Origin of the sequence: Bacillus sp. NMCC46 (assembly GCF_002998465.1) — a bacterium.
GTDB lineage: Bacteria > Bacillota > Bacilli > Bacillales > Bacillaceae > Bacillus.
Genome location: NZ_PVQZ01000006.1, coordinates 277,748 through 300,753, shown reverse-complemented (window position 1 = coordinate 300,753; position 23,006 = coordinate 277,748). Strand labels below are relative to the sequence as shown.

Genomic DNA, 23,006 nt, shown 5'->3' with positions numbered 1-23,006 from the left:
ATTTGTTCACGGAGTTCCTGATAGTGTTTTGCCCTTGTGTCCGTGGCACTTGTTAGTGCTTTTGCATCAATTATCTTGCCCAGAAGAAGTCACTCCCTCCATTATTGATCATAAAGTCTATTTTACCTTTCTCATCGAATTGGAAAAATAGGCTTTAAGTTACAAAATTAATTTCCAAATATTAATAGAGATGAAGGCAAGTGACAATTGAAATGATTTCCCTAATCATCACAAAAAAAAGTCAGCCTTCTTTTCAGAAGACCGACTACCTTGTGTTTAGAAAAAGCGTTTGAGGCTTTTCTTGAGTGGAGGGATATCCAGCTCACCTTTTTCAAAGAATTTTTTCAATAAATATTTACTGAAGCCTGCTGCTTGGGTGTAAGTGATTTTCCCAGGTAACGGAGGTTCATTGTCTACAGCCACATCAATAATGACTGGTTTATCAGATTGAAGGGCTGTATCAAAGGCTGGCGCTAATTCTTCATGTGATGACACAGAGATTCCTTTGCCGCCACATGCTTCTGCAAACTTAGCAAAATCAATATCCTCCAGCTCTATACCATAATTCATGTTTCCTTTTACCTGTTGCTCATATTCAATCATTCCTAAATTGTTGTTGTTTAAGATCACGACAACGATCGGCAGCTTATATTTTACAGCTGTCACAAAGTCTTGCATGACCATTGTGAAGCCTCCATCACCACAGACAGCAATGGCTTGTCGGTTCGGTTCATTTAACTTAGCCGAAATCGCACCAGGTAAACCACAGCCCATTGTGGCAAGCCAGCTGGAGATAATGAAATCCTGCTGTTTCATTTCGAAATGACGTGCCATCCAGACCGTCACATTACCAACATCAACTGAAAGAATAGCGTCGTCTTCGACTGCTTCTTCTAATCTAGCAATGACTTGCTGTGGTTTAATCGGTGAAGTAGCAACGGATTTTTCCTTATCCATTTCTTCTCGCCACTTCATCATATGCTCTGTACAAGCTTCAAGAAAACCACGCTGCTCTTTATATTCAATGTAGGAAGTCAGTTCATGCAAACCACTCTTGCTGTCGCTCACGATTCCCACATCTACTGGATATCTTTTACCGATTTGATCTGGTTTAATATCCAGTTGAATGGCTGGCGTGTCCTCTGGTAAGTAGTCTCTATATGGAAAGGAGGTTCCAAGCATAATTAAGAGATCACATTCTTCCATCGCTTCATATGCCGGCTTCGTTCCAATTTGACCTAGGTTACCTAAAAAGTATGGATGCCTGTCTGGCACAACCCCTTTTGCAGGGAGTGTGATGACGATAGGAGCAGCTGCCTTTTCTGCAAATGAAAGAAGCTCTTCTTTTGCATTTCTTAATCCTTTACCTGCTAAGATGACTGGCTTCTTCGCATTGTTAATCAGCTGAGCTGCCTTTAGCAGTTGATCTTTCTTTGGCCGTACTTCTCCCTCAACATAAAGAGGAGATGTATAAATGGGTTTACGCTTAATTTTTTGAGAAAATAAGTCATCCGATACGGTGAGAACAGCCACACCTTTATGGGTATAAGCTGCTTTGATGGCTTGATTCAATAAGTCAGGCAGCGCTTCTGCCGTCTGTACCTGCTGATTAAAGACAGCGACATCATCAAACATCCGCTCTAATTTGATTTCTTGGAATGCGTCTCTTCCTACTTCGGCCGAAGCAACCTGTCCTGCAATTGCTAAAACTGGTGCACCATCTGCTTTTGCATCATATAGTCCATTTAATAAGTGGACAGCACCCGGTCCAGCGATTGATAAGCAGACACCGAGTTTACCTGTTAGTTTGGCATCAGCCGCCGCTGAAAGTGCTGCCACTTCTTCATGTCTCGTTTGTATAAATTGTATTTGGCTTGATTCATGCCTAAGTTCTTCGATCAATTCGTTTATGCTGTCGCCGGGCATTCCATAAATATGTTTCACGCCCCACTCCTCCAGTAGCGCTGTTACTTCTTTTCCTGCGGTTCTTTGCGGCATGTGAGAAAACTCCTTTTTTCTTACTCCATACCACCGCATCCTTTTAATCAAACGTTTCAACTTGCTTTTGCTACTTTTTAAAATGATATGGGAGGGTCGCCACCACAATATCACGCTTCCATAAAAGGCGGAATCTTAATAAAAAGGCAGATTGATTATGCAAAATGGTGTGCCATCTTTTTTTCGGGATAAATTGAGGCACGAGCACCATCACTTTATATTGATGCGCATTTGCTTTTGCCTCAATGGTTTCAAGAAATTTATCAAGCGGGTGAATGAGGCTTCGATAGGAAGAATGCAGCATCACAAGCCGTACACCGCTGTTTAGTTTTTCCCAATCCTCTTCAATTTTCTTATCCTTTTCTTTATCAAAGGATACATGAACCGCTATGACTTGATCTGACAAAGACCTTGCATATTGGACAGATTGTTCGACGACACGTGTTACACCTGCTATCGGTACGATGACCACATTCCCTTTAATCTCAACAGGCTCTGTTTCATTCAATAAACGCAGTTGTTCTCCAACAGACAGGTAATGCTTTTTAATGGAATGAAAGATAAATAGAACAATAGGCATGAAAACAAATACTGGCCATACGAGATGGAACTTGGTCAAAATGAGTATCATGAAAACTGTAAAAGAAATCAGTGCTCCGACTATATTGATTGGCATTTTCGTTTTCCAGCCCTGCGGTTTTTCTCGAATCCACTTCACACACATGCCGGTCTGCGACAGGGTAAATGGAATGAACACACCGACAGCATATAGCGGGATGAGGTGTTCTGTTTTCCCATCAAACAACCAAATGAGCAGCATAGAGGCTACGCCTAAAAAGATAATGCCATTGGAGTAACCAAGCCGGTCTCCTCTTACAGTAAACATACGCGGCATATATTTATCCTTTGCTAAATTGACAGCCAATAAAGGAAAGGCTGAAAAGCCGGTATTTGCCGCTAATATTAAGATTAGCGCTGTGACAGCCTGAATCACGTAATAGAAAAACGTACGTCCAAAAGTGTCTGATGCAATTTGTGATACAACCGTTTCTTCTGGCTTTGGTGAGATGCCAAAACCAAATGCAAGCAATGTGACCCCCACAAATAAAACGGCTAGTAATCCACCCATCATCAATAATGTTCTTGCTGCATTTTGAGCAGCTGGTTTTTTAAAGGATGGAATGGTATTTGAAATGGCTTCTACTCCAGTCAGAGCAGAACAGCCAGATGAAAAAGCTTTTAATAACAGAAATAATGTAATGCCTTGTACGTGTGTGCCTACCGCTGCATGCTCAGGTGCTGGCGGTACGCCTCCTGTTAATAATTTGAAGCCACCTACTCCAATTAAGATAAGGAGTGAAAATACAAACAAGTATACAGGATAAGCCAGGATAGATGCCGATTCTGTCAATCCACGAAGGTTGAGCACCATAATCACGATGACCAATACAATTGAGATCAAAACATGATATGGATATAGTGCTGGAAAAGCCGATGTGATGGCATCAGTACCCGCTGATATGCTCACTGCTACAGTCAAAATATAGTCTACAAGCAATGACCCACCAGCGATCAATCCTGGTTTTTCACCTAGGTTTCTGCTAGAGACAACATATGCCCCTCCGCCTTCTGGATAAGCATAAATGATCTGGCGGTAAGATAGAATTAACGCCATTAAAAGAATTAATACGCAACCTGCAATCGGGAGTGAGTACCAAAATGCTGCTGCACTAACCACGGAAAGAACAATTAAAATTTGTTCTGTACCGTATGCAACTGATGACAATGCGTCTGATGACAATAATGCCAACGCTTTGATTTTTGATAGTTTTTGTTCTCCTGCTGCCTGTGATTTTAATGGTTTACCAATTAAAATACGCTTCATCAAACTGTACATGTGATGCCCGCTCCTTTAGTGTCAAACGATTTAAATTACAAAAGATGGATCGCCAAAAAGACACAGAGGCAATAGAATGCCCCTGTGCCTATTGTTTAGATCACAGGTTGGTCTTTGCTCTCTTTAACGCTTACGAGGTTAGCTGACGGATTCGGGCGCATGAGACTTTGCCCTACCTAAAAAGGATTCACCCCACGTGGTGCTTTCCACCACAATTGGTTCCCCCGCTCATCGAAATGATTCAGCGATTGGTCTTTTATAAAAGAGATCATACTCCCGTTTGACACCAAAGTAAAGAGATTTTTTCAAGGTCTTTTGACCGTTTATCACTCAGTTTTTTTGCGATTTTTTCGTACGAAATAAACAATCATCATCACCACAAAAATGATCAGTACAGCGATACACGCAAAGTAAATCCAAGACTCACCATCGCCTTGCTTTTCACCTTTTTTCAGATCATTTGTTGTGCTGGTGACTGTTTGATGATTAGAGAACATCTCTTTGTTTTTGCTTTCTATTGCAACTGTTGCGGTCTCCGTATTTGTTTGAAGGAAACGTATCATATCATTTGAAACATCAGCGTCAGCTGCCGTCATTCCTGCAAAAACGGTCATTGTTTGTTCTTTATTCCATACAGATGGCTGCGTCCATACAATACGAGCTGTGGTTTCGTTGATCATGCCAAATGAGGATACATCATATTGACCCTTTTTCGCTGGAACGATGAGATCGTCTGCTTTTTCTTTTAAAAGAGAGAATGTCTGGATGCCCCCGATGAAAATGAGAGAGTTCTTTTTCAATTGTTCATTTGTCACATTCGATGCTTTGATCAAATGATATTGAGCAGCTTCCGGCTGACTAAATGATTCTGTCAGCATCGCCATTTGATTGATCGTTGCTTGCTTGATTTGATCTGGCATGATGATCAATGTGTTTCCTTGCTGTGTTTTTGAAGTGTAAGGAAGCGGCCATGCGGCTAAATCCGGTGTATCACTATTTGTTCCTTCTGGTATTTGAAGAGAGCTGTTCTTGTCAATGTAAATCCAGCCTTCTTCATCCGTATGTCTGCACGATTCCATGCTTTTAAAACCCGTTGTGACAAATTGCAAGTCCACATACTCGTTCTTTTGAAGCACTTGCGAGTCTACTGGAATGGACACATGATAGAATCCATTCTCATCTTTGTTTCCTAGTTTTGTTAACGGTATGTCGTGCGGTTCGTTATTGATCATCACTGTTAGACGTTCCGCTTTGTTCGCTGGATCCGATTTTTTAAATGATAGATTTAGTTTTGCACCTGATTTTTGTTGAGCGATTAATGCTTTCGGATAATAGTAGTGATCAGATGCCGTCTTTTTGGTTCCAACTGTGACATCATCTCCGCCAAAATCTATTAAACGAATATGATGCGATGGCTTAGAAGCATTAGCTGTCACCTTTTGCAGCAGCAGGTCGGTACCAGTGAGCTGACCCGTCAGTTCAGGTTGAGTCAGGACACTGATTTTTTCAGCAATTGTCTTTGGCTGCTTAGCAGAGACAAATAAAATGGGCTGTTCTTTTTTCTTTGCTGTCAGGGTTCTCACCGCTAACGTAAGTTGATTGCTTTCTGTTTTAATTCCAGCCGCTTGCTCGATTGATTTCATTCGTCCTTTCCAGCTTCCTTTTGCTCCCACAGCAATGGTTGGATGCGCAATTTGCTTGAGGTCCTTTTCTTGAACGAGTTTGAGGTCTGCTAGACGGTCTTTGTTTTTCAACGTACGATAGATTTTCATAGCCGCTTCTAATTCAGCCGCTTCCGGTGTATTTGGAATCACAATATCTGTTTGTTCTTTCTGCTCACCTGATGGAATAAAAGGTGAAGGGAAGCTGTCTAACGTCACGTCTTTCGTTTGAGCTCCTTTGAACGCCAGCTCACTTTCAGGATATACTTTCAGCCAATTGGCAGGTGTCTCTTGGTTGATACACACACCTTCTTTTAACACACCATAAAATGCGAGCTGAATTTGATGAGATCCTTTTTTCAATTGCGCTTTGTTCAATTTGATTTGAATCGATTTTTTTTGGTTTTTCCCTGATACAGGGATTGTCTTTTCAATCTCTCCATCGATCATCACTGTGAAAGACGATGGCGAAATGAGTAATGGTGAAGCCTCTATATTTAATGTAAGAGTGCTAGACTCTACTTTTTCTTTCTCCATTTGATAGGAAAATTCAGTGCGGTCTTCTTGTCCATACAAAGTCACCACATCTTCTGATAGATGCTGCGTTTCTGTTTGACTTCCTTTTGATGAGCGAACCCAATCGTCTTTCACTTGTACTCGATTGGATTGCGCCATTGCTTGACTTGCCATGAAAAAAGGCTGAATAGCAAGGGATAGCGCTAATATAAAAATCATCCATTTGACCGATTTCAATTTGTCACCCGCTTTTCTTTTGTTGTTGATCGTAACGCTCCGTTTTGTACCATTTCACTTCTTGTTTCAATAATCGGCTCTTCACCTCTACACATAAGGAGTACACGACAAGCGCAATCCATACTTGAGAATAGGTGAAGTACATGAGGACCACAATGAGAATGTTTTGTTTGGTGAGCTCTGTTTTCTCAATACTTAATGTAATCATCACTTCTGTTAGAAAGAGGAAGAAGGCTAATCCCCACAGGATCAGTGCGACAGTCCCTACAGATAAGTGAAGGTCAACAAATAGGTTCACAATAAAGATGCCATTTGAGAGCAGAACACCGAAGAAAAATAAGAAATACGTAAAGAAGAAATAAAACAAATCGAAAATCATTCGTTTTCGTTTCAGCTTCATAAACTGTCTTAAAAATTTGAGTACAACATATTGATTACCTCTAGCCCAGCGCGTTCTTTGCCGCCACCAGACCTTCCATGTCTCAGGCTCTTGTTCCCATGTGATCGCAGCTGGGAAAAATCGAATCACATACCCAAGGTTATACACACGGATCGTTAATTCGGTGTCCTCGGCCAAAGCTTGGACATCCCAGCCGCCGAGTTCTTCTAAAATGTGCCGGCGGATGGCGAAGTTGGTGCCTGGTATTGTCGCAATCCCAAACCACTTCCATCTCCCGCCCTGCGCCATCCATTGGAAGCAGATGGTCTCAATATTAATAAATTTGGTCAGCAAATTTTGGGCTGCATTGATCACTCTGAATTTCCCGACAACGGCGCCTGCTTTTGGATCATTCAATAACCCAAGAACCAAATGATAGACAGCCTTTTGTTCCGGCATGTTATCTGCATCGTATACGCAAATCACTTCTCCTGTCGAAGCCTTCAATCCTTCATTCAGTGCAGTAGATTTTCCCTTCCCTGCAAATGGCGGCTTCGTTTCAATCATATGGACATGATCATATTGCTCACTGAATGATTGCACAATATCTCCTGTGCGATCAGAGGAATTGTCATTAATCACAATGATTTCAAGGAGGTGTTTAGGATAAGATAGCTGGACCATCGCTTTTAACGTCTGCCGAATGACAATTTCTTCATTATGAGCAGGAATCAGGATACTGACGGTTGGCAGCTCTTTCCCTTGTTTTGTCCATTTAGGCAGCACTTTTTCATAGGTGAGGTAATGCTGAAAGCCGCCCTGCATGAGAAACATGTGGTATAGGAGCATAGTCCAAATCAGTAGTAATGAAAGATAAAATAAGACATCAGCCACCTAATTTTCTCTCCTTAAAAATTCGTTTTTTCATTGTCAGTCTTAAATACAATGTGTATAAAGCAAATGCCGCAATAAATAGCATCACCACGACTGTAAGAATTCGCAGCATATTTTCTATGCCGCTTCGTTTGACTGTTTTTGTTTCGGCTATGTCGGATTGCTCTACTTGAATATGTCCATTCCCTGATGTTTGGATTTTTACATGTGCAGTTTGGACCGTCTGTTTTGTTTTCTTTAAATCCAGCCATTCACTAGAAGGGATTGCCTCCATCTGTGTTATCAGCTCCTGTAATCCGGCTATTCCTGATTCTACATCATAGGACAGTCCGATTGCGGCTGATTGAAGATGCTGCATGGATTGAATCGTCTGTTCAGTTAAAACATTTGAATCTTCTTGGTCAGACGCTGTCTCTACTGGTCGCTGAGGATATAGGGTCATTCCATGTAACATGGCAGGAGACGTCACCAGCGGCGGTGCACCGACTGTTTTCCAAGTGCGGTCTGACAGCTGCACCTGTCCAAATAGACTTGACACATGCCTTGAAATCACTTCATAACCTTGTTGAGATATGGCATCATGCGGCACCTCGAACGCAAGAGGATATAGACCTTGCTGGGCAAGAAGCTCGATGCCCTTTGTCAGTTTTTCTTCTGTATAGGCGGTTTCTTGCTGCTGATTCGATCTGGTATAAGCATTAAAGTCTTTTTCATTTGGGAACTGACTTTTACTCCGTTTCTTCTCAGTTTTTTTGGGATCATTTGACGTGATGGACTGATCATACTTTGCATCCCAGAACTCAAAGCTCTGACCAGATTCCTCCATTCGATACGTACGGCTAAAGCCATGAAGAATGATACTCGCTCCATTGCCTTGCAATTGTTTTAACACATTCACGAGCTTCGGGCGGTCACTCAGTGTGACTTCATCACCTGTTTCTCGATCCATCCAAACAGGAGTCACTGCGATCTGAAAAGGAATATGCCGTGCGGATACGTATTGTCCAAGTTCAAGCAGCTTCTTCTCGTCACTTGCTGGACTGATGTTCCCGAGCATTAAGTATTTTGTCGTCATTTGCACAGAAGAAGGCATGTATTTTTCTAGCACTTCTGCAAGAATTTTGTTGTGCTGCACGACATCTAAGATTCCGATATATGCCGCACCTTCTTTTGTTTGAATCACAAATGGCAGATCAGCTTGATGATTCTTCAATAAAAGTTCACTATGCAGGGCTGCCCCTCGAACCGTTAACGCACTGATACTTCTCTCTAGCTGACGGTATGTCTGATCATGTGTATGTTTCATTTGACTGGTATGATCTTGTTTGTGAAAAGTAAGCTTGGAGAATGGGCGAAGCTGTTCCGCATTGTATCCAATGGCGATGACCTGCTGTGATTCGTTCATCGCACGAATGGTTTGTTTTGGCAAGGTTCTCTTTATTTCACCGAGATAAATGACTTGCTGAAATTCATTGATCCTCTTTTCAGCCAAATGTTCATCGGATACAATCGTCGTCTGTTTAGAAAAATGACCGGCGAGTAGATCCAGCATATGAACGGCTGGAGTCACTTCATCCGATTGTGTGGAATAAACGATCAGGGTATTTGGCTGCGTGACAAGAGCATCGGCTGAAGCCATGTGTTTAAACGAAAGAATCGAAAAAAGCGCGATCATCAAACAACATTTCATCAAAGAATTAAAGTTCATTCATCATCATCTCTTTTTCTAGTTCTTCTAAAAATTGCTCTGGCGTTCGATAATCCGAGCTGCTTGTTAAATGACAGACAAGAAATGTCAAGGTCACTTCACGACCGTTTAACAGGACATGCGGTTGCAGTTTATTCTTTAGCTTATCAAGGACAACTGACACGTTTTCTTCTGGTGTGTGAGTTAGCAGCAAGCCCATTCGATCTTCGGATAATCGAAATTTCTTATCGGTTTCTCTTACGCTTTCGCGGATCTTGAGACTTAATTGCTGAAATAGGTGCTGCATTTCTTTTTCTCCATATAACGATTTGAATTCCGCTGCGTAATTCATATGAAGAAGAATAAAGACAAATGGCTGTTTGTACCGTTCTGCCCGTTTCATTTCCTCGGACAATTCGAGCTTCATCCGCTCAGCATTGTCAAATCCTGTTGTCGAATCAATCGCCACAAATTGTTTGATGGCCTGCTTTTGTTGTTCAATGGTGTGACGCAGCATCTTGATCCGTTCATGCAAGCTTCCCGCTGAAATAGCAAAAAAAAGAAGTGCTACGCCCCAAATCACTACATCTTGCAATGTTTGATTTGAAAAAAGGGGATTTTCATGACCAAACTCTGTAAAGAACATGGCGCTTCCTATAAAGAACAAAATAAGCAAGGTGAAAATTAATGCTGGTAGGATACCAAATAAAATACCGCAGCCTAACACGACAAATGTCAGTGCGATGATCATAAAGCTCTCCGCATCTTGTACGTTGAGATAGCCCATAAACAAAATAAGGCCTGCAAACGTGAGGAGCAGAGAATAGTACAAGCGATACGTGTTACTGAACAACCGATTCATTTAGAAGCTCCCTTTCTGCAATCAGAGGCAATAAGTTATCAAATGAGTGTGTGTCTTTTTCGTTCATATATCCTCCGTAATAAGGCTTGAGAGGATCTTGGGTTTGTAATTCTTTCATGCGGTGATAAACAGCCTTTGCAAATTCAAGCTCGTTTTGTTTAAGGGCATACAATAGGACAAGTGCATATACCGAAGGCGATTCATACGTCACAGATGGCTGCAATGTGCTCAGCTTATATCTCCCGTACAGTTTTCCTTCTTGTTTAAAAGTCGTTTTAAGCCATTTCATGATCGCAGACGTATTAACCTTTGCATGATGGGCATGTAGAGCCGTATAGAGTTGATCGATCATATTGATTTCTCGATCAAACGAATAGGTTTTTTTCTTTATGTCATAGGATTTAGGAAAGAATCCTTTTTTTCTCGGTGCTTGTTTTAGAATGGCTAATTGGTTACTGGTCATTTGTTTCGTGAATATTTTGAGGGATTCCAATTCTTTGATTGCTTTTGGGTCTATATAAGAGAGTGTGATTGTGTGTGAAGTTCGATTTGTTGATGCATCATAATAATCGGACAATATGCCTTTGAACATGTTTTTTTCTTTTAACGCTTGAGCGATTTCTTTTGCTGTCGTTTGATACGCTGACTTCTTCCACAAACGATTTGCCTTTTGAAGTGCCGCCACTACACGTAAATCATCAACTAAAGCATTGGCCTTACTTTTTTGCTCAGATTCAATTTGCCAGCTGAGAAGATGATGGTCTAGTAAAAATTGATCTTGTAGAACACCCAACTGTTGGTCAAATAAATTTTGATCTTTTTTTCGAACAAGATAATCCATCCAAAGTCCGAGTGATTCAGATAAGTAGATGTGCTGCTCTGCAAAAGAGGTACGAATCAAGCCTTGATCTGTCATTAAGTGGTGAGTGATAAAATATTCTCCAGGCAATACAGGCTGTGGCGATACTGGATCAGCTGATTCTTTCTGCTGCTTCCAGGTACATCCGCCTAGTAGAATGACAATGAGTAAAACAATTGCTGTACGATATATGCGTGTATGCATTCGTGTCCCCTTTCAACTCCCCGTTCTCTAAGCATCTAACGATTTATTATAGAGCGTTTTTGTTTAAATTTAAATAAATATTTTATACCAAATTACGAGTCTTTTCGCATATTTATTCCCATTTTCAGAAAAACAATATGTCGATATGCTTGAGAACACTGAAAAACCCATGCGTTTCCGCACGGGTTTTTACACAACTATTGATCTAATTTTAGTTTCTTTAATTGTTCAGCTAGTGCATTATTAATTGGTTCTTCCACTTTCTTTTGTTTCTTCAAATATTTAGACACATCGTGCTTACTGGCTTTCTTTTGATTGGATTGAGATTTGCGTTTTTCGAAGACAGACAGTTTTTCTCTATGGCCGCACACACAAGCAAAGATTTTGCCATCGCCTTCTCCGCGCAGCTCGAGCTTTTTATGACAGTTCGGGCAGCGTGCGTTTGTTTTCTTCGCCACATTTTTACGATGGCCGCATTCCCGGTCCTGGCAAACAAGCATCGTTCCATGTTTTCCATTCACTTTCAGCATGAGTTTTCCGCAGTCTGGGCAATGGGTGCCAGTGACATTGTCATGCTTAAAGGTCTGGTTCGTCTGTTTGATTTCAGATACGGCTTGTTTCGCATATAATTTCATTTCACTCATGAATTGAGAAGCTTTCAATTGCCCTTTTGCGATTTTAGAAAGCTTTTGTTCCCATTCCGCTGTTAACGCAGGAGACTTTAAGTCTTCAGGCACTAAAGAGAGCAGCTGCTTTCCTTTCGATGTGATGAAGATGTCTTTGCCCTTTTTCTCGATTAGGAAGCTATTGAACAGCTTTTCAATAATATCTGCTCTTGTTGCTACTGTCCCTAGACCACCTGTTTCACCAAGGGTTTTCACTAAGTCTTTTTCCTCTTTCTGCATAAATGCCGCTGGGTTTTCCATGGCAGATAATAGGGTCGCTTCATTAAAACGTGCAGGAGGTTTCGTTTCTCCTCTTGTTTCTTTCAGCTGTCGTACGTCTAGTGACTGTCCTTCTGAAAGCAGCGGCAAATGTTGATCCACCTCGGCTGATTCCTCTTCTTCATAGGAATCATCGTACACGGCTTTCCAGCCAGCTGATTGCACGATTTTCCCTTTTGCTGTGAACGTTTCACTGCCTATTTTGGCGATAACCGTTGTTTCTTCGTACTCAAAAGGATTCATGAGTACCGCAAGGAATCGTTTGGCAATAAGGTCATATAATTTACGCTCTTTATCACTTAATGCACCTGGATACAGCTCTTCCTCGGTTGGAATGATCGCATGGTGATCTGACACTTTTGCATCATTGACGAAGCCTTTGTGCGCTTTTACACCTGATTGTAAAATCCGGTTCACATGCTGCGCGTATGGTCTGACGTTCATTCCTTTTAATCGGTCTTTTAATGTGGGAACGATATCCGCTGAAATAAACCTTGAATCTGTACGTGGATATGTCACGAGCTTATGCTGCTCATACAATCGCTGAAGTGTAGATAATGTTTCTTTTGCTGAGAAGCCATAGCGTTTATGCGCATCACGCTGCAATTCAGTCAGATCGTACAGGCCCGGCGCAAAAGCTTTTTTCGCTGTTTTTTTCAACGCATCAACCACTGCTGGTTTTCCTTCGCATGCTGCCACGCGCTCTTTGATCACATTCTCTTGGAAGGTACGGTTTTGCTTTGTTTTAGCATCCTGCCAGGTCAAAGTCAGTCCATCTACTTGTGCAGTCAATCCATAGAACGGCTTCGGCTGAAATTGCTGAATGTCTTCTTCTCGTTTGGCGATCATGGCAATCGTTGGTGTTTGCACCCGTCCGCAGGAAAGCTGTGCATTGAACTTGGTTGTCAGCGCTCTTGTTGCGTTGATGCCGACAATCCAGTCTGCTTCTGCACGTGCAACTGCTGAGCGATACAGGTTATCGTATTCTCTGCCGTCTTTTAATCGTTTGAAGCCTTCTTGAATGGCTTTGTCCGTGACAGATGAGATCCATAGTCGTTTCAAGGGCTTTTTCACATGTGCTTTTTCAAGAATCCATCTTGCGACAAGCTCCCCTTCACGTCCAGCATCTGTTGCAATGACAATGTCTTTGACATCTTTTCTCGCAAGCTGCGCTTTCACTGCTTGGAATTGTTTGCCTGTCTTTTTCATCACCACAAGCTTAAGCGGCTCTGGAATGATCGGTAAATCCTCTAAACGCCAGGATTGAAATTCTTTTCCGTAGCCTTCTGGATCAGCCAGTGTGACCAAATGGCCAAGCGCCCATGTCACAATGTATTGATCTCCTTCTAAAAAACCATTTCCTTTTTTATGACACTTCAGCACACGCGCAAGGTCACGTCCTACTGAAGGTTTCTCTGCTAATACAACTGTTTTTGACACTAGATTTCACATCTCTTTCTTCTATCCATCCTTTTATTATAGCAGACGTGGAGATGCGGTTCTAATGACGGATTATTTCTTCAATCGTTTGATGATTTCGTTTGTGACTTCTTGTGTTTGATAGGATCCGCCGATGTCCGCTGTTAAAAAGCCGTCTGCTGTGACTGATTCGATGGTGCTGAGAAGGTGCGTACCCAGCTCTTCTTCTCCGAAATGATCAAGCATCAGCTTAGCAGTCCAAATTTGACCGATTGGGTTGGCGATTCCTTTTCCTGCAATGTCTGGGGCTGATCCGTGTACAGGCTCAAACATGGATGGGTACTTGCCATTTACATTGATGTTGGCGGCAGGCGCTACGCCAATACTTCCCATAATGGCTGCCCCAAGATCTGTCAAAATATCACCAAACAAATTACTGGCCACAATCACATCGAATTTTTCTGGTCTTGTTACAAAAAAGGCTGAGAGCGCATCAATGTGCTGAGAGTCTGCTGCCACCTCTGGATAATCCTTTGCTACGTCTTGAAACACTTCATCCCAAAAAGGCATGGTATGAACGATGCCATTTGATTTTGTTGCACTCGTCACATGCTTTCGCCTTTTTTCTGCTAATTGAAAGGCAAAACGCATCGCACGCTCTGTCCCTTTTCTTGAGAACACCGCATTTTGAACAGCAAGCTGATCTTCCCCTTGATAAGCACGGCCTCCAATTTCACTATATTCACCTTCACCGTTTTCTCTGACAACTAGAAGATCGAAATCCTTTGGCTGCGTAAGCGGTGAGCGAATGCCGCTCAGCTGTTTTGCAGGTCTGACGTTTATCACCTGTTCAAATTCCCGCCTAATCTTAATAAGCAGTCCCCAAAGCGATACGTGATCCGGCACTAAATTGGCATCTCCGACAGCCCCTAAGAAAATACTGTCAAAGGCTTTCAATTGATTCAATCCATCCTTTGGCATCATCTCGCCATGCTCTAAATAATATTCACAGCTCCACGGAAAATCCTGAAAGGTAAAAGACAGACCGCCATGTAATTCTGATACCGCTTTCAATACTCGTATCGCTTCTGGTACAACTTCCTTCCCAACCCCGTCACCTGGTATCGCCGCAATTGAAACATGCTTCATTCATTTTTCCCCCTTCATTATCGGTCGACCGTCGACCACTTAAGCTTGAGTTTACTAGACCGTCCACGTTCTTTCAATGGACAAAAGACGCTTTTTTGATCAAAGCGCCTGTTTATCCTGGAAAAGCATCGAGGGTTTCTGTTTCTTCCTCCCCGCATCTTTTTTATCTGAAAGCAGCAGTCCTCCTAAGGTCAGTGCCGTTCCAAGTACAGACATGAGGGTCAATCTCTCATGAAGAACGATCATTGAAATGACCATTGTAATAATAGGAACGCCATAAATATACACACTCGATTTCACCACACCGAGCGTTTTCACCGAAAAGCTCCATGTTAGAAAACAAATGGCAGATGCGAACAGGCCTAAAAACAGCAAGTGAAAGGCAAACGACGGGTTCGTCAATCGCTCCCAGTCTAAACGAATCTTAAAATACCAGATCAGGGGAAGCATCCAAAGCAAGCCGTAAAAAAAGACACGCCTCGTCACTTGAATGATATGGTATCCATATTGGTTGATCATTTTCGATAAAATAGAATAGAAGGCCCAGACAATGGTCGCCGTTAATGCTAGCGCATCACCGATTGGATTCAATTGGAACGTCGTCATTCCATTAAAGCTAATCAGTACAATTCCTGTCATCGCGATGAAAAAGCCTATGAAAAACCGGCGGTGCAAAGGCTCATCTTTCAATAAAAAATAAGCCAATAAAAATGAGAAGAATGGTACAACTGAGCTGATGACACCTGCATTCGAAGCGAACGTATAGGTGAGTGCGACATTTTCTAAAAAATAGTATAAGACCACACCGCATAATCCTGCGAGCGCAAACATCGCTTCATGCTTTTTACGCTGCACCTTCATGGTGACCGGGTAGATCATCATCAGAGCCAGATATCCAATAAAAAAGCGAAAAAATAATATTTCTGTTGGAGAAAAAGCCGTTAACAATATTTTGGTTGAGATAAAGGTCGAGCCCCATAGAAAAATAGTGAACATGGCCGCTAGATGACCAAGCAGCTGTTTATTTTTCATCTGCTGTTACCTGCTTTGCAAAAATTTGCTGATATTGCCCTGGGGTGAGCCCAATAAATTCTGAAAAGAAATGACTCAAGTGACTTTGATCAGAAAAACCAGCGGAGACTGCCGCATCTACAGGCTTTACTCCTCGTGAGAGAAGTTCTTTCGCATAATTCACTCTCACTGTCTGTAAATAACGATATGGCGTGATCCCTCTGTACTTTGTAAAAGCACGCAGAAGAGAGTATTTGTTCATGGACACAAGCTCTCCTAAGTCGTCCAACGATATATTTTCCGTGCGGTATGTTTCAATATATTGCTGTACATCTTGGACTTTCTGTTCGGCGGCATGCGCTGCTGACGCTTTTTCCTCTGATGTATCAGCATAGGCTTCAATCAGCTGCTTCATAAAGAAATAAAACGTTTCCTGTTTATTCAAAGCTGGAGCTTCTTCTGTGATCATTTGATGAAGATCATATAATGGCTTTGTCAGTTCACTTTGTGAAAACACAGGGGCTTTAAAATGCGGCTTGTGCTGAAACATTTTCTCTATGACATCTGCTTCTATATTTAAACAACGATAATCTAGTGTCCTGTGATCAATCTGCTCGCATGCGTGATTGTCATATGGATTGAAAAGAAGGATGTCTCCCTTTTCAATGATGTATTCTTCATTTTGGCAGATCAAACGTCTTTGACCGTCCTCAATAAATCCAATCACATAGTATGTATGAAAATGATTCGGGAACTTTTGCATGATGCCATGAAAGCGATACGCCTCTATTTGCAAGTCCTGATCAAAATGTACCGTTCGTTCTTCTTGTGTTTTCATGTCGATCCCCTCTTTCACTGAACTGATCATTAGTGTAGCACACCCTTTTTCTCTTGAATTGTACGATATTGACTTTTCCGATGCAGGCTTGCCTAGAGGGAAAAACTTGGATAACATGAGACAAAAGATGATGTGTAAATGAGGGAATGACGGGATGAATTCATTCGAGATGGAAAGACCAGCACCATACCATATGCAATTTTATGAACAGCTGAAGCAAATGATATTTGATGGGCAGTTTCAGCCAGGGGAACGCATCAATGAGACACAGCTTGCCAAACAATTTGGTGTAAGCCGATCACCGGTTAGAGAGGCGATGAGGCTTTTAGAAAAAGATGAGCTCTTGATCGCTGATCATCGGTCAGGCTACTCTGTCTATACGTTAACGGAAAAAGATGTCGAGGAGCTTTATCAAGTTCGAACCGCCCTAGAAACGCTAGCTGTTGAGCTTGCATGCAAGGAAGCCGCGCAAAGAGAGCTTGATGATATTGAGCAGGTCCTCACGCAGGCAGACGAAGCAATCAAGCAGCAGCTGCCATCTAAAGAGATCGTCCAGTTACATGAAGCCTTTCATCAAAAAATTATTCTAGCGAGTCACAATCACCGCTTATGTAAACAATTGAATCATGTGAATGCACTCATTCATTTTTGCCGTATCTTTCATTTTAGCGGCGGAGCGCGTGCTGAGACGATTCAAAAAGAGCATGCGGCCATTTATTCTGAAATGAAAGAGCGCCGCTCCACAGAAGCCGTTCAAGCGATGACGAATCATTTGTTACATGATGTGATGCACTTAAAGCAAGTACTCTCTGAAACAAATAAGGATTAAGTGATTTTTCCTTTTTTCCATTTTTTAAGCATTACATGAACATATTTTGAATTTTTCGTAGATTTCAGCATGTCCAGACGATCTTTCGTTTATATTAGAAGATGAGAAACTAGCTCTTATACAGGAGGATTTGTATATGCATACAAGTATTAGCCGTCTTCGACAGGCGGGTTTTATTGAGGGTATGTCTCTTTTAACCCTTCTTTTAATTGCCATGCCTCTGAAATATTTTGCGGATATTCCGATGGCAGTCACCATTGTAGGCTCTCTTCATGGCGCATTGTTTGTCATCTATATGCTTGTTTTGGCATATGTGACTTTTAAAGTTCGCTGGCATTTGAAATGGTCCATCGCTGGTTTTTTTGCGGCGTTCATTCCTTTCGGCAACTTCGCCTATGATAAGGTGCTCCGCCAGTATGATACAAAAGCTTAATCAAAAAGGGCTAAAACGAATTTCGTTTTAGCCCTTTTTCTCCTTTTCAGCGTGATAGAAAACCTTTGCAGCCCTAGGAAGGACGAGTACTGGCGCGGAGCGAATTTGACATTCGTGAGCACCAGCACGCAGGACTGACACCGAATGCGAGGGTTTGTCTACACGCTGAAGTATTTTTTAAATTGATGCATATTTCACAATGGCTGCTTGACGTGTCATTTCGTGATATGCAACCCATAATTCATCACCCGGCAGTACGCTAGTGATTGGATCGATTGGCTGCTTCACTTCATACATCACGCCATCTCTCTCAATCTGAATGATCGCTAACGGCTGATTGCCGATGACACCAGAAAATGCGACATGGGTCACTTTTGCACTTCCTTGTTTCTCTTGCATGAGACTGATTTCTTTATCCAACTCTTCTTGTTTTGTCTGCATCGTGATTTGAGTTCCTGGCGCGACCTCCATATGGTCAGGGATGAATTGACTGACCGTTTTTGTGATGGACTGATCTCCGCTAGAAACCGTCACATCCAGCATAATAGGTTTCTGATCATGAATCGTGACTGGATATTGCTTCACCCGCTGGATGGTTCCTGTTAATGTCACGTCTTTCCCCGATCGATTCCGCACTTCATGGGCATAGGCTGCCATTTTCAGCTGACCGTTGATGTCGACGAGGTCGGCTTTTTCTCCTGTTCTAAATTCAAAACCAGCGGCTTGAATCATCGGAATGGTATACCTTTTCTGATCTGCTTCAAATGTAAGCGATAAGACAGTGCCTCGTCCTACGGTTCCACATGATTCTATATTTCTTAAAACAGCGCCTTTGATGAACTTTGGCTCACTTGTCTGTGAGAAGTTCCCCTCTTTTAAGAGCAGCGCCTTTTTCTTCTTCGGATTGTAGAGAATGGCGATACGCTGACCCGGCTGTGGTATCTGGGTATAGGATACAACCGTTTTAACTGTCTTCTCGATGTTTTCCCCATCATATTGAAATTGCAGCTGCATTTTGACAAGCGGCTGTTCGTTGATGTAGGTACCCGTTTCTTTGACAGATACAATATTGGCTTCTAATGTGATACTGTCCTTGATCTTGTTCTTTCTCACCAGTCTCAAAATCGGCGGCAGGAAGATGGCTAGCACAAATAACAGCAGTGGAATAAACAGCCATATCGCCCAGTTGAGAATGAGCGGTCCGCCTTTCATGACATATTGCATAAAGGTGTCAACAGACGTTTGGTGAGCAGGACTTGCGTTTTCGATTGAGATGACTTTTTGCAGAGGAAATTCCTTTAGCTGTTTGCTTTTCGTCTCAAATGCACCCGTTAATTGATTTTCGAATGAATAATAGATCCAATCGCTTTTCACATTTTTATTGAAAGAGAGTCCTTCTCTTTGTAAAGTTTCATATGAAAACGACTGAAAAAGCTTGCTGACAGACGTCGTCTTATTCGTGCGGTGGTTATAAATATAACCAGTCAGCTTGCCTTTTGCTTCGTCCTTTGCTGTAGAGCCTACAAGAAGAACTTCTTCTTCATTAAGCTGGTAGATAAAGGTTTGATAAATCGGTTTTGGTGTTGGGAGGGCTTCCCCAAGCCTTCCCTCTGCATTCACTTTCCTTGGTCTTTTTGGATAGTTAGATTCGACAGCGACTGCAAAGTTTTGGGATGTTCCGATCGTTTTTTCCAGCTGCTTTTCCACTTTATCTTCAATGAGGCTAAACGGTTCAGCGTTTTTGGAGACATAGACCCCAAGCTGATGCTTATCGTTTGAGACTCCGCTGACATATGCTTTCTGGTCATTTTTTAAAGTCAATTCAAATATAGGAATAGGAGTCTGTCCTCTAAAGGAATTCATGACGACATCCATAGAGACTGACCTTGCTGGCAGTTTTAGCTCGTTGAGGTTGTGTACATGAAACTGACCATTCTTTAGCTCACCGAGGACCGCAGCGGCGCCTTCCATTTCTCCTGTAAACACAAGCCGTCCATTCCATTGATATGTATTCGTTTTTAAAAACGAGGGTATCTGTAAATTTTGCTTAACGAGCTCTTTCTTTTCTCCGCTTGGAGACAGCTTCTCGATCACCAGCTGCCCCTCTTTATTTTTTAAAGCAAGTAAGAGATTGTTACCTTGAATGGATGGCAGCATTTCATTAAACGGATCGCTTTCCGTGGTCCAATCACTGATTCTTTTTCCTGATTGAGGATCATACATACCAAAATGAAGCTGCTGGTCTTTTGATACAGCACTCACCACTCGTTTTCCTTCATCAAATGTAAAAATTCGTTTGACGTCATACTCTGTTACTTTCCCATCCGACAAATCATCTTGGTAATGGTTCCACACCATGAAACTGATAATGATAGCTGGAATAAAGAAGACAATATATCGTAGAAAAATCACTGGTATTCTTTTCACTTGATCGCTTCCTTTCATGAGGTTCCTTTATCTTATACGTCAGTGCAGCGAAAATGTTCTATGCTAGAAGAATACCATTCCAGCCTTCCAGTTCCATATTTTACAAACTTCGTTGTTTGCGATAAAATCCAATCAGATTCAAAAAAGGAGTTTTTCTCATTGGATAAGCTATCTTCTACTTTCTAGCGGCTTGGCTGCGTGTTCCTCGTTGGTTCAAGCAATGGGTGCTTGTATCCATTTCCATTTTCTTTTTTTATATGTGTTTTGTAAAGGGGCTGACTAGCTGGCATACCTTGCCGCCTGTTACGTTGTGCTCGTGCGTGATTGGTTCTTTCTTCATTTGGATGTTGTGGATAAAAGGTCAAAAAAATAAATGAAATGGGGAAAATCATGAAAGAATCCATCAGTTATTTTGCTATCTCTTTTGTTCTGCAATGGGTTTGGTTTGGCATCGTGCACCCAAATAGAGGCGTGACACTCTTGGACATGTTCGTCTTTTCTATTTTGTTTGCGGTGATGTTCTTTTTTATCGGGCGGATTTGGCGTTATCAGAAGAAAGGAAGAAGTGAGTGATCATGAAATTAACTCAATGAAAAAGGCTGCCAAATAGATGGCAGCCTTTTCCTTGCTCTTTTCATGCAAATAAATAATCAATGTGTGATCTCCGTTACGGAGTGTATGAATTAAGATTCGATCATATCAGTGTGTCATATGTGTTCCGAGTGAACCTACGTTTGAAAGTAAACGCCATGGAAGTTCTGGATAACAAGACAACGAAAGCCCTACCTCTCATTCGTCCTTACGGCTCCGAAGCCGTGCCAGTGTGAATTGTAAATCAAAACGTCTTTTTTCCACTCTTCCGCTTTTATAGGGGGCGGGTGCAGAAGGAAAAGAATAAGTTGTTCGCTTTGACAGCGTCTCGTTCTTATCAAGTAGAAGCTCTATTGCTTCTCATTATGTCATAGAAAAAAGAAAGTTTACTTTCTTTATTTATTTGCTTATTTCAACACTTAATATAAAACTATAACACATACCCCCAGCTTACGCAAGTGTTAAAGTGATAATTCTGCCGGCGTACGGCTTCCTTCATTCATGTAACGAATGGAGGTTGGATCAATCTTCAGAATCACTAGATTCGGATCATCTTTTCCTTTAAACCATTTCTCCATCTCCTCAGACCAAAGGCAGTCGATCAGTTCTGGATCATCGGTTAATGTTGCGGTACCTGCGATTTCTGCATACGTGTCACCGAATCCTTCACCTGAATAACCAATGAGAATATGGACATTCGGGTTTTTTTCAATTTCGTCTGCTTTATGTGTTTCTTTGCTCGTTGGTGTATATAATGTCAGCCCTTCATGGAAAAAAGTCATGTAGCGGGTATGCGGCTTATCCTGTTCAACGGTCGCCAGTGTTCCGACCTTTTGTTCATCTAATAGGTTGAGTACCTTTTGTTTTAATTCTTCTTGTGACATATCGTTTCACTCCTTCAAATTTCATCCGTACTCTTAGGTTTCCACGACAATCCATTCATTAAACAAAGAAATGTGTTTTTCATAAAAAGAGATCTTCTGGCTGATGCTATAGAAAAGAGGCTCAATGAAGGGAGAAGTTGAACATGCATCATGAAACGATGTTCCATTTAAGTTCACTTGTCATTGCGGCAGTTGTAGTGGGCATTATCGTATGGTCTGTCTTATCTGTGCAGAAGAATCGCAAGAAATACTAAACACACCGCCCAATCAATGCTGGGCGGTGGCGCTATTGATCATGTATTCATAAAGGAACCGCCGTTGACGTGAAGTGTTTGTCCTGTCATATAAGACGATTCGTCAGAAGCAAGCAGCACATAGCAGCCGACATGCTCTACAGGCTGTCCTGGTCTTCCCATTGGGGTTTCTGCCCCGAAGCTTTCCACACTATCCTCATCAAATGTAGATGGAATGAGCGGCGTCCAAATTGGACCTGGCGCTACACCGTTCACCCGAATCCCATCTTTCACAAGCGACTGTGCCATAGAACGCGTAAAGCCGTTGATGGCCCCTTTTGTCGCCGTATAATCAATCAGCACTTTGTTGCCTCGATATGGGTTAATGGATGTTGTATTAATAATTGTACTTCCCGGTTTTAAGTAATCCAGTGCTTTCTTCGTAAAATAAAAATAAGAATAGAAGTTGGTTCTAAAGGTTTGGTGAAGCTGTTCACTAGAAATATCTTGAATCCGTTCTTTCGGATGCTGTTCAGCCGCATTATTCACTAAAATATCTAATTGCCCAAAGGCTTCAACTGTTTTTTCTACCGCTTTCTCGCAAAAGGCTTCGTCACCGACATCTCCTGCAATCGTTAAACATTTAACGCCTTCCTGTTCTACGCGCTTTTGCGTATCCTTTGCATCCTCATGTTCATTTAAGTACACAATGGCGACGTGTGCACCTTCTTTTGCATAGGCAACAGATACAGCACGTCCAATTCCACTATCTCCGCCTGTAATCAGTGCGACTTTCCCTTTGAGCTTGCCAGACCCTTGATATGATTCATCCTCAAAGATCGGCGCAGGATTCATTTCTCTTTCACTGCCTGGCTGCTGATCCTGTGTTTGGCGCGGAATGCCATTTGTTAAGTATTCACGTAAATCCATGTGTAAGCTCCTCCTTGATTTGTTGATGTATCCTTTCATTACCACCTCTTTTTTTTACTCAAACATCCCTAAACTGCACAGATGCGTTTTGTAAATCGGCATGTTTCAAGATGGGGAAAATCGG

General features: G+C 41.9%; 17 protein-coding genes and 1 riboswitch. Of the genes, 3 read left to right on the top strand and 14 right to left on the bottom strand.

Features of this window, described 5'->3' with window-relative positions; all coding sequences use genetic code 11:
- Window positions 1-276: 276 nt before the first annotated feature.
- From C6Y01_RS16780 to C6Y01_RS16730, 11 genes are all read right to left on the bottom strand, one after another.
- Window positions 277-1,998: a pyruvate oxidase gene (locus C6Y01_RS16780; protein ID WP_106038534.1), complete on the bottom strand. Its 1,722-nt coding sequence runs from the start codon at window positions 1,996-1,998 to the stop codon at window positions 277-279.
- Window positions 1,999-2,068: 70 nt separating this feature from the next.
- Window positions 2,069-3,895: an APC family permease gene (locus C6Y01_RS16775; protein WP_034663998.1), complete on the bottom strand. Its 1,827-nt coding sequence runs from the start codon at window positions 3,893-3,895 to the stop codon at window positions 2,069-2,071.
- A 112-nt stretch (window positions 3,896-4,007) separates the two neighbouring features.
- Window positions 4,008-4,152, bottom strand: a riboswitch (cyclic di-AMP (ydaO/yuaA leader).
- Between the two features lie 69 nt (window positions 4,153-4,221).
- Complete coding sequence (locus C6Y01_RS16770; RefSeq protein WP_095285984.1) at window positions 4,222-6,309, bottom strand: cellulose biosynthesis cyclic di-GMP-binding regulatory protein BcsB; 2,088 nt, start codon at window positions 6,307-6,309, stop codon at window positions 4,222-4,224.
- Window positions 6,310-6,313: 4 nt separating this feature from the next.
- Window positions 6,314-7,537, bottom strand: coding sequence for a glycosyltransferase family 2 protein (locus C6Y01_RS16765; RefSeq protein ID WP_392387702.1), 1,224 nt, complete (start codon window positions 7,535-7,537; stop codon window positions 6,314-6,316).
- Between the two features lie 37 nt (window positions 7,538-7,574).
- Window positions 7,575-9,290: a DUF2334 domain-containing protein gene (locus C6Y01_RS16760; protein WP_106038533.1), complete on the bottom strand. Its 1,716-nt coding sequence runs from the start codon at window positions 9,288-9,290 to the stop codon at window positions 7,575-7,577.
- On the bottom strand, window positions 9,280-10,131 hold the full coding sequence (locus C6Y01_RS16755; protein WP_034664007.1) for a GGDEF domain-containing protein: 852 nt from the start codon (window positions 10,129-10,131) through the stop codon (window positions 9,280-9,282). The genes C6Y01_RS16760 and C6Y01_RS16755 overlap by 11 nt, the downstream gene beginning before the upstream one ends.
- Window positions 10,112-11,194 (bottom strand): glycosyl hydrolase family 8, encoded by a 1,083-nt coding sequence (locus C6Y01_RS16750; protein WP_034664009.1) that lies wholly within the window; start codon window positions 11,192-11,194, stop codon window positions 10,112-10,114. The genes C6Y01_RS16755 and C6Y01_RS16750 overlap by 20 nt, the downstream gene beginning before the upstream one ends.
- A gap of 197 nt (window positions 11,195-11,391) precedes the next feature.
- Window positions 11,392-13,578: a DNA topoisomerase III gene (locus C6Y01_RS16745; protein WP_095285980.1), complete on the bottom strand. Its 2,187-nt coding sequence runs from the start codon at window positions 13,576-13,578 to the stop codon at window positions 11,392-11,394.
- Between the two features lie 72 nt (window positions 13,579-13,650).
- Window positions 13,651-14,706, bottom strand: a complete 1,056-nt coding sequence (locus C6Y01_RS16740; protein WP_106038532.1) for a tartrate dehydrogenase — start codon at window positions 14,704-14,706, stop codon at window positions 13,651-13,653.
- Window positions 14,707-14,805: 99 nt separating this feature from the next.
- Window positions 14,806-15,738, bottom strand: coding sequence for a DMT family transporter (locus tag C6Y01_RS16735; RefSeq protein ID WP_106038531.1), 933 nt, complete (start codon window positions 15,736-15,738; stop codon window positions 14,806-14,808).
- Window positions 15,728-16,555, bottom strand: coding sequence for an AraC family ligand binding domain-containing protein (locus C6Y01_RS16730; protein ID WP_034664455.1), 828 nt, complete (start codon window positions 16,553-16,555; stop codon window positions 15,728-15,730). The genes C6Y01_RS16735 and C6Y01_RS16730 overlap by 11 nt, the downstream gene beginning before the upstream one ends.
- 154 nt (window positions 16,556-16,709) lie before the next feature.
- Between C6Y01_RS16730 and C6Y01_RS16725 the strand changes: the two genes are divergently transcribed.
- Window positions 16,710-17,384 (top strand): GntR family transcriptional regulator, encoded by a 675-nt coding sequence (locus C6Y01_RS16725; RefSeq protein ID WP_034664015.1) that lies wholly within the window; start codon window positions 16,710-16,712, stop codon window positions 17,382-17,384.
- 136 nt (window positions 17,385-17,520) lie between these two features.
- Complete coding sequence (locus C6Y01_RS16720; RefSeq protein WP_034664017.1) at window positions 17,521-17,817, top strand: DUF3817 domain-containing protein; 297 nt, start codon at window positions 17,521-17,523, stop codon at window positions 17,815-17,817.
- A gap of 177 nt (window positions 17,818-17,994) precedes the next feature.
- On the opposite strand, the gene C6Y01_RS16715 is transcribed toward C6Y01_RS16720, so the two are convergent.
- A complete protein-coding gene (locus C6Y01_RS16715; protein WP_223249958.1) occupies window positions 17,995-20,244 on the bottom strand; it encodes a hypothetical protein in 2,250 nt (749 codons plus the stop codon).
- 390 nt (window positions 20,245-20,634) lie between these two features.
- Here C6Y01_RS16715 and C6Y01_RS16705 point away from each other — a divergent pair, with 390 nt between their 5' ends.
- Window positions 20,635-20,817 carry a hypothetical protein gene (locus C6Y01_RS16705; RefSeq protein ID WP_095285977.1) on the top strand — a complete coding sequence of 61 codons (183 nt, stop codon included), beginning with the start codon at window positions 20,635-20,637 and terminating at the stop codon, window positions 20,815-20,817.
- A gap of 479 nt (window positions 20,818-21,296) precedes the next feature.
- Here the strand turns inward: C6Y01_RS16705 and C6Y01_RS16700 are convergent, their stop codons facing one another.
- Both C6Y01_RS16700 and C6Y01_RS16695 read right to left on the bottom strand, forming a co-directional pair.
- Entirely contained in the window at window positions 21,297-21,719 is a 423-nt protein-coding gene (locus C6Y01_RS16700; RefSeq protein WP_095285975.1) for a pyridoxamine 5'-phosphate oxidase family protein, read from the bottom strand.
- Window positions 21,720-22,012: 293 nt separating this feature from the next.
- Window positions 22,013-22,882 (bottom strand): SDR family oxidoreductase, encoded by an 870-nt coding sequence (locus tag C6Y01_RS16695; RefSeq protein WP_034664026.1) that lies wholly within the window; start codon window positions 22,880-22,882, stop codon window positions 22,013-22,015.
- Window positions 22,883-23,006: the final 124 nt, after the last annotated feature.

Coding starts and splice junctions, on each gene's coding strand:
- C6Y01_RS16780 (WP_106038534.1), bottom strand. CDS start 1,998: ATGCCGCAAAGAACCGCAGGAAAAGAAGTAACAGCGCTACTGGAGGAG.
- C6Y01_RS16775 (WP_034663998.1), bottom strand. CDS start 3,895: ATGTACAGTTTGATGAAGCGTATTTTAATTGGTAAACCATTAAAATCA.
- C6Y01_RS16765 (WP_392387702.1), bottom strand. CDS start 7,537: ATGCTCCTATACCACATGTTTCTCATGCAGGGCGGCTTTCAGCATTAC.
- C6Y01_RS16760 (WP_106038533.1), bottom strand. CDS start 9,290: ATGAACTTTAATTCTTTGATGAAATGTTGTTTGATGATCGCGCTTTTT.
- C6Y01_RS16755 (WP_034664007.1), bottom strand. CDS start 10,131: ATGAATCGGTTGTTCAGTAACACGTATCGCTTGTACTATTCTCTGCTC.
- C6Y01_RS16750 (WP_034664009.1), bottom strand. CDS start 11,194: ATGCATACACGCATATATCGTACAGCAATTGTTTTACTCATTGTCATT.
- C6Y01_RS16740 (WP_106038532.1), bottom strand. CDS start 14,706: ATGAAGCATGTTTCAATTGCGGCGATACCAGGTGACGGGGTTGGGAAG.
- C6Y01_RS16735 (WP_106038531.1), bottom strand. CDS start 15,738: ATGAAAAATAAACAGCTGCTTGGTCATCTAGCGGCCATGTTCACTATT.
- C6Y01_RS16730 (WP_034664455.1), bottom strand. CDS start 16,555: ATGAAAACACAAGAAGAACGAACGGTACATTTTGATCAGGACTTGCAA.
- C6Y01_RS16725 (WP_034664015.1), top strand. CDS start 16,710: ATGAATTCATTCGAGATGGAAAGACCAGCACCATACCATATGCAATTT.
- C6Y01_RS16720 (WP_034664017.1), top strand. CDS start 17,521: ATGCATACAAGTATTAGCCGTCTTCGACAGGCGGGTTTTATTGAGGGT.
- C6Y01_RS16705 (WP_095285977.1), top strand. CDS start 20,635: ATGAAAGAATCCATCAGTTATTTTGCTATCTCTTTTGTTCTGCAATGG.
- C6Y01_RS16700 (WP_095285975.1), bottom strand. CDS start 21,719: ATGTCACAAGAAGAATTAAAACAAAAGGTACTCAACCTATTAGATGAA.
- C6Y01_RS16695 (WP_034664026.1), bottom strand. CDS start 22,882: ATGGATTTACGTGAATACTTAACAAATGGCATTCCGCGCCAAACACAG.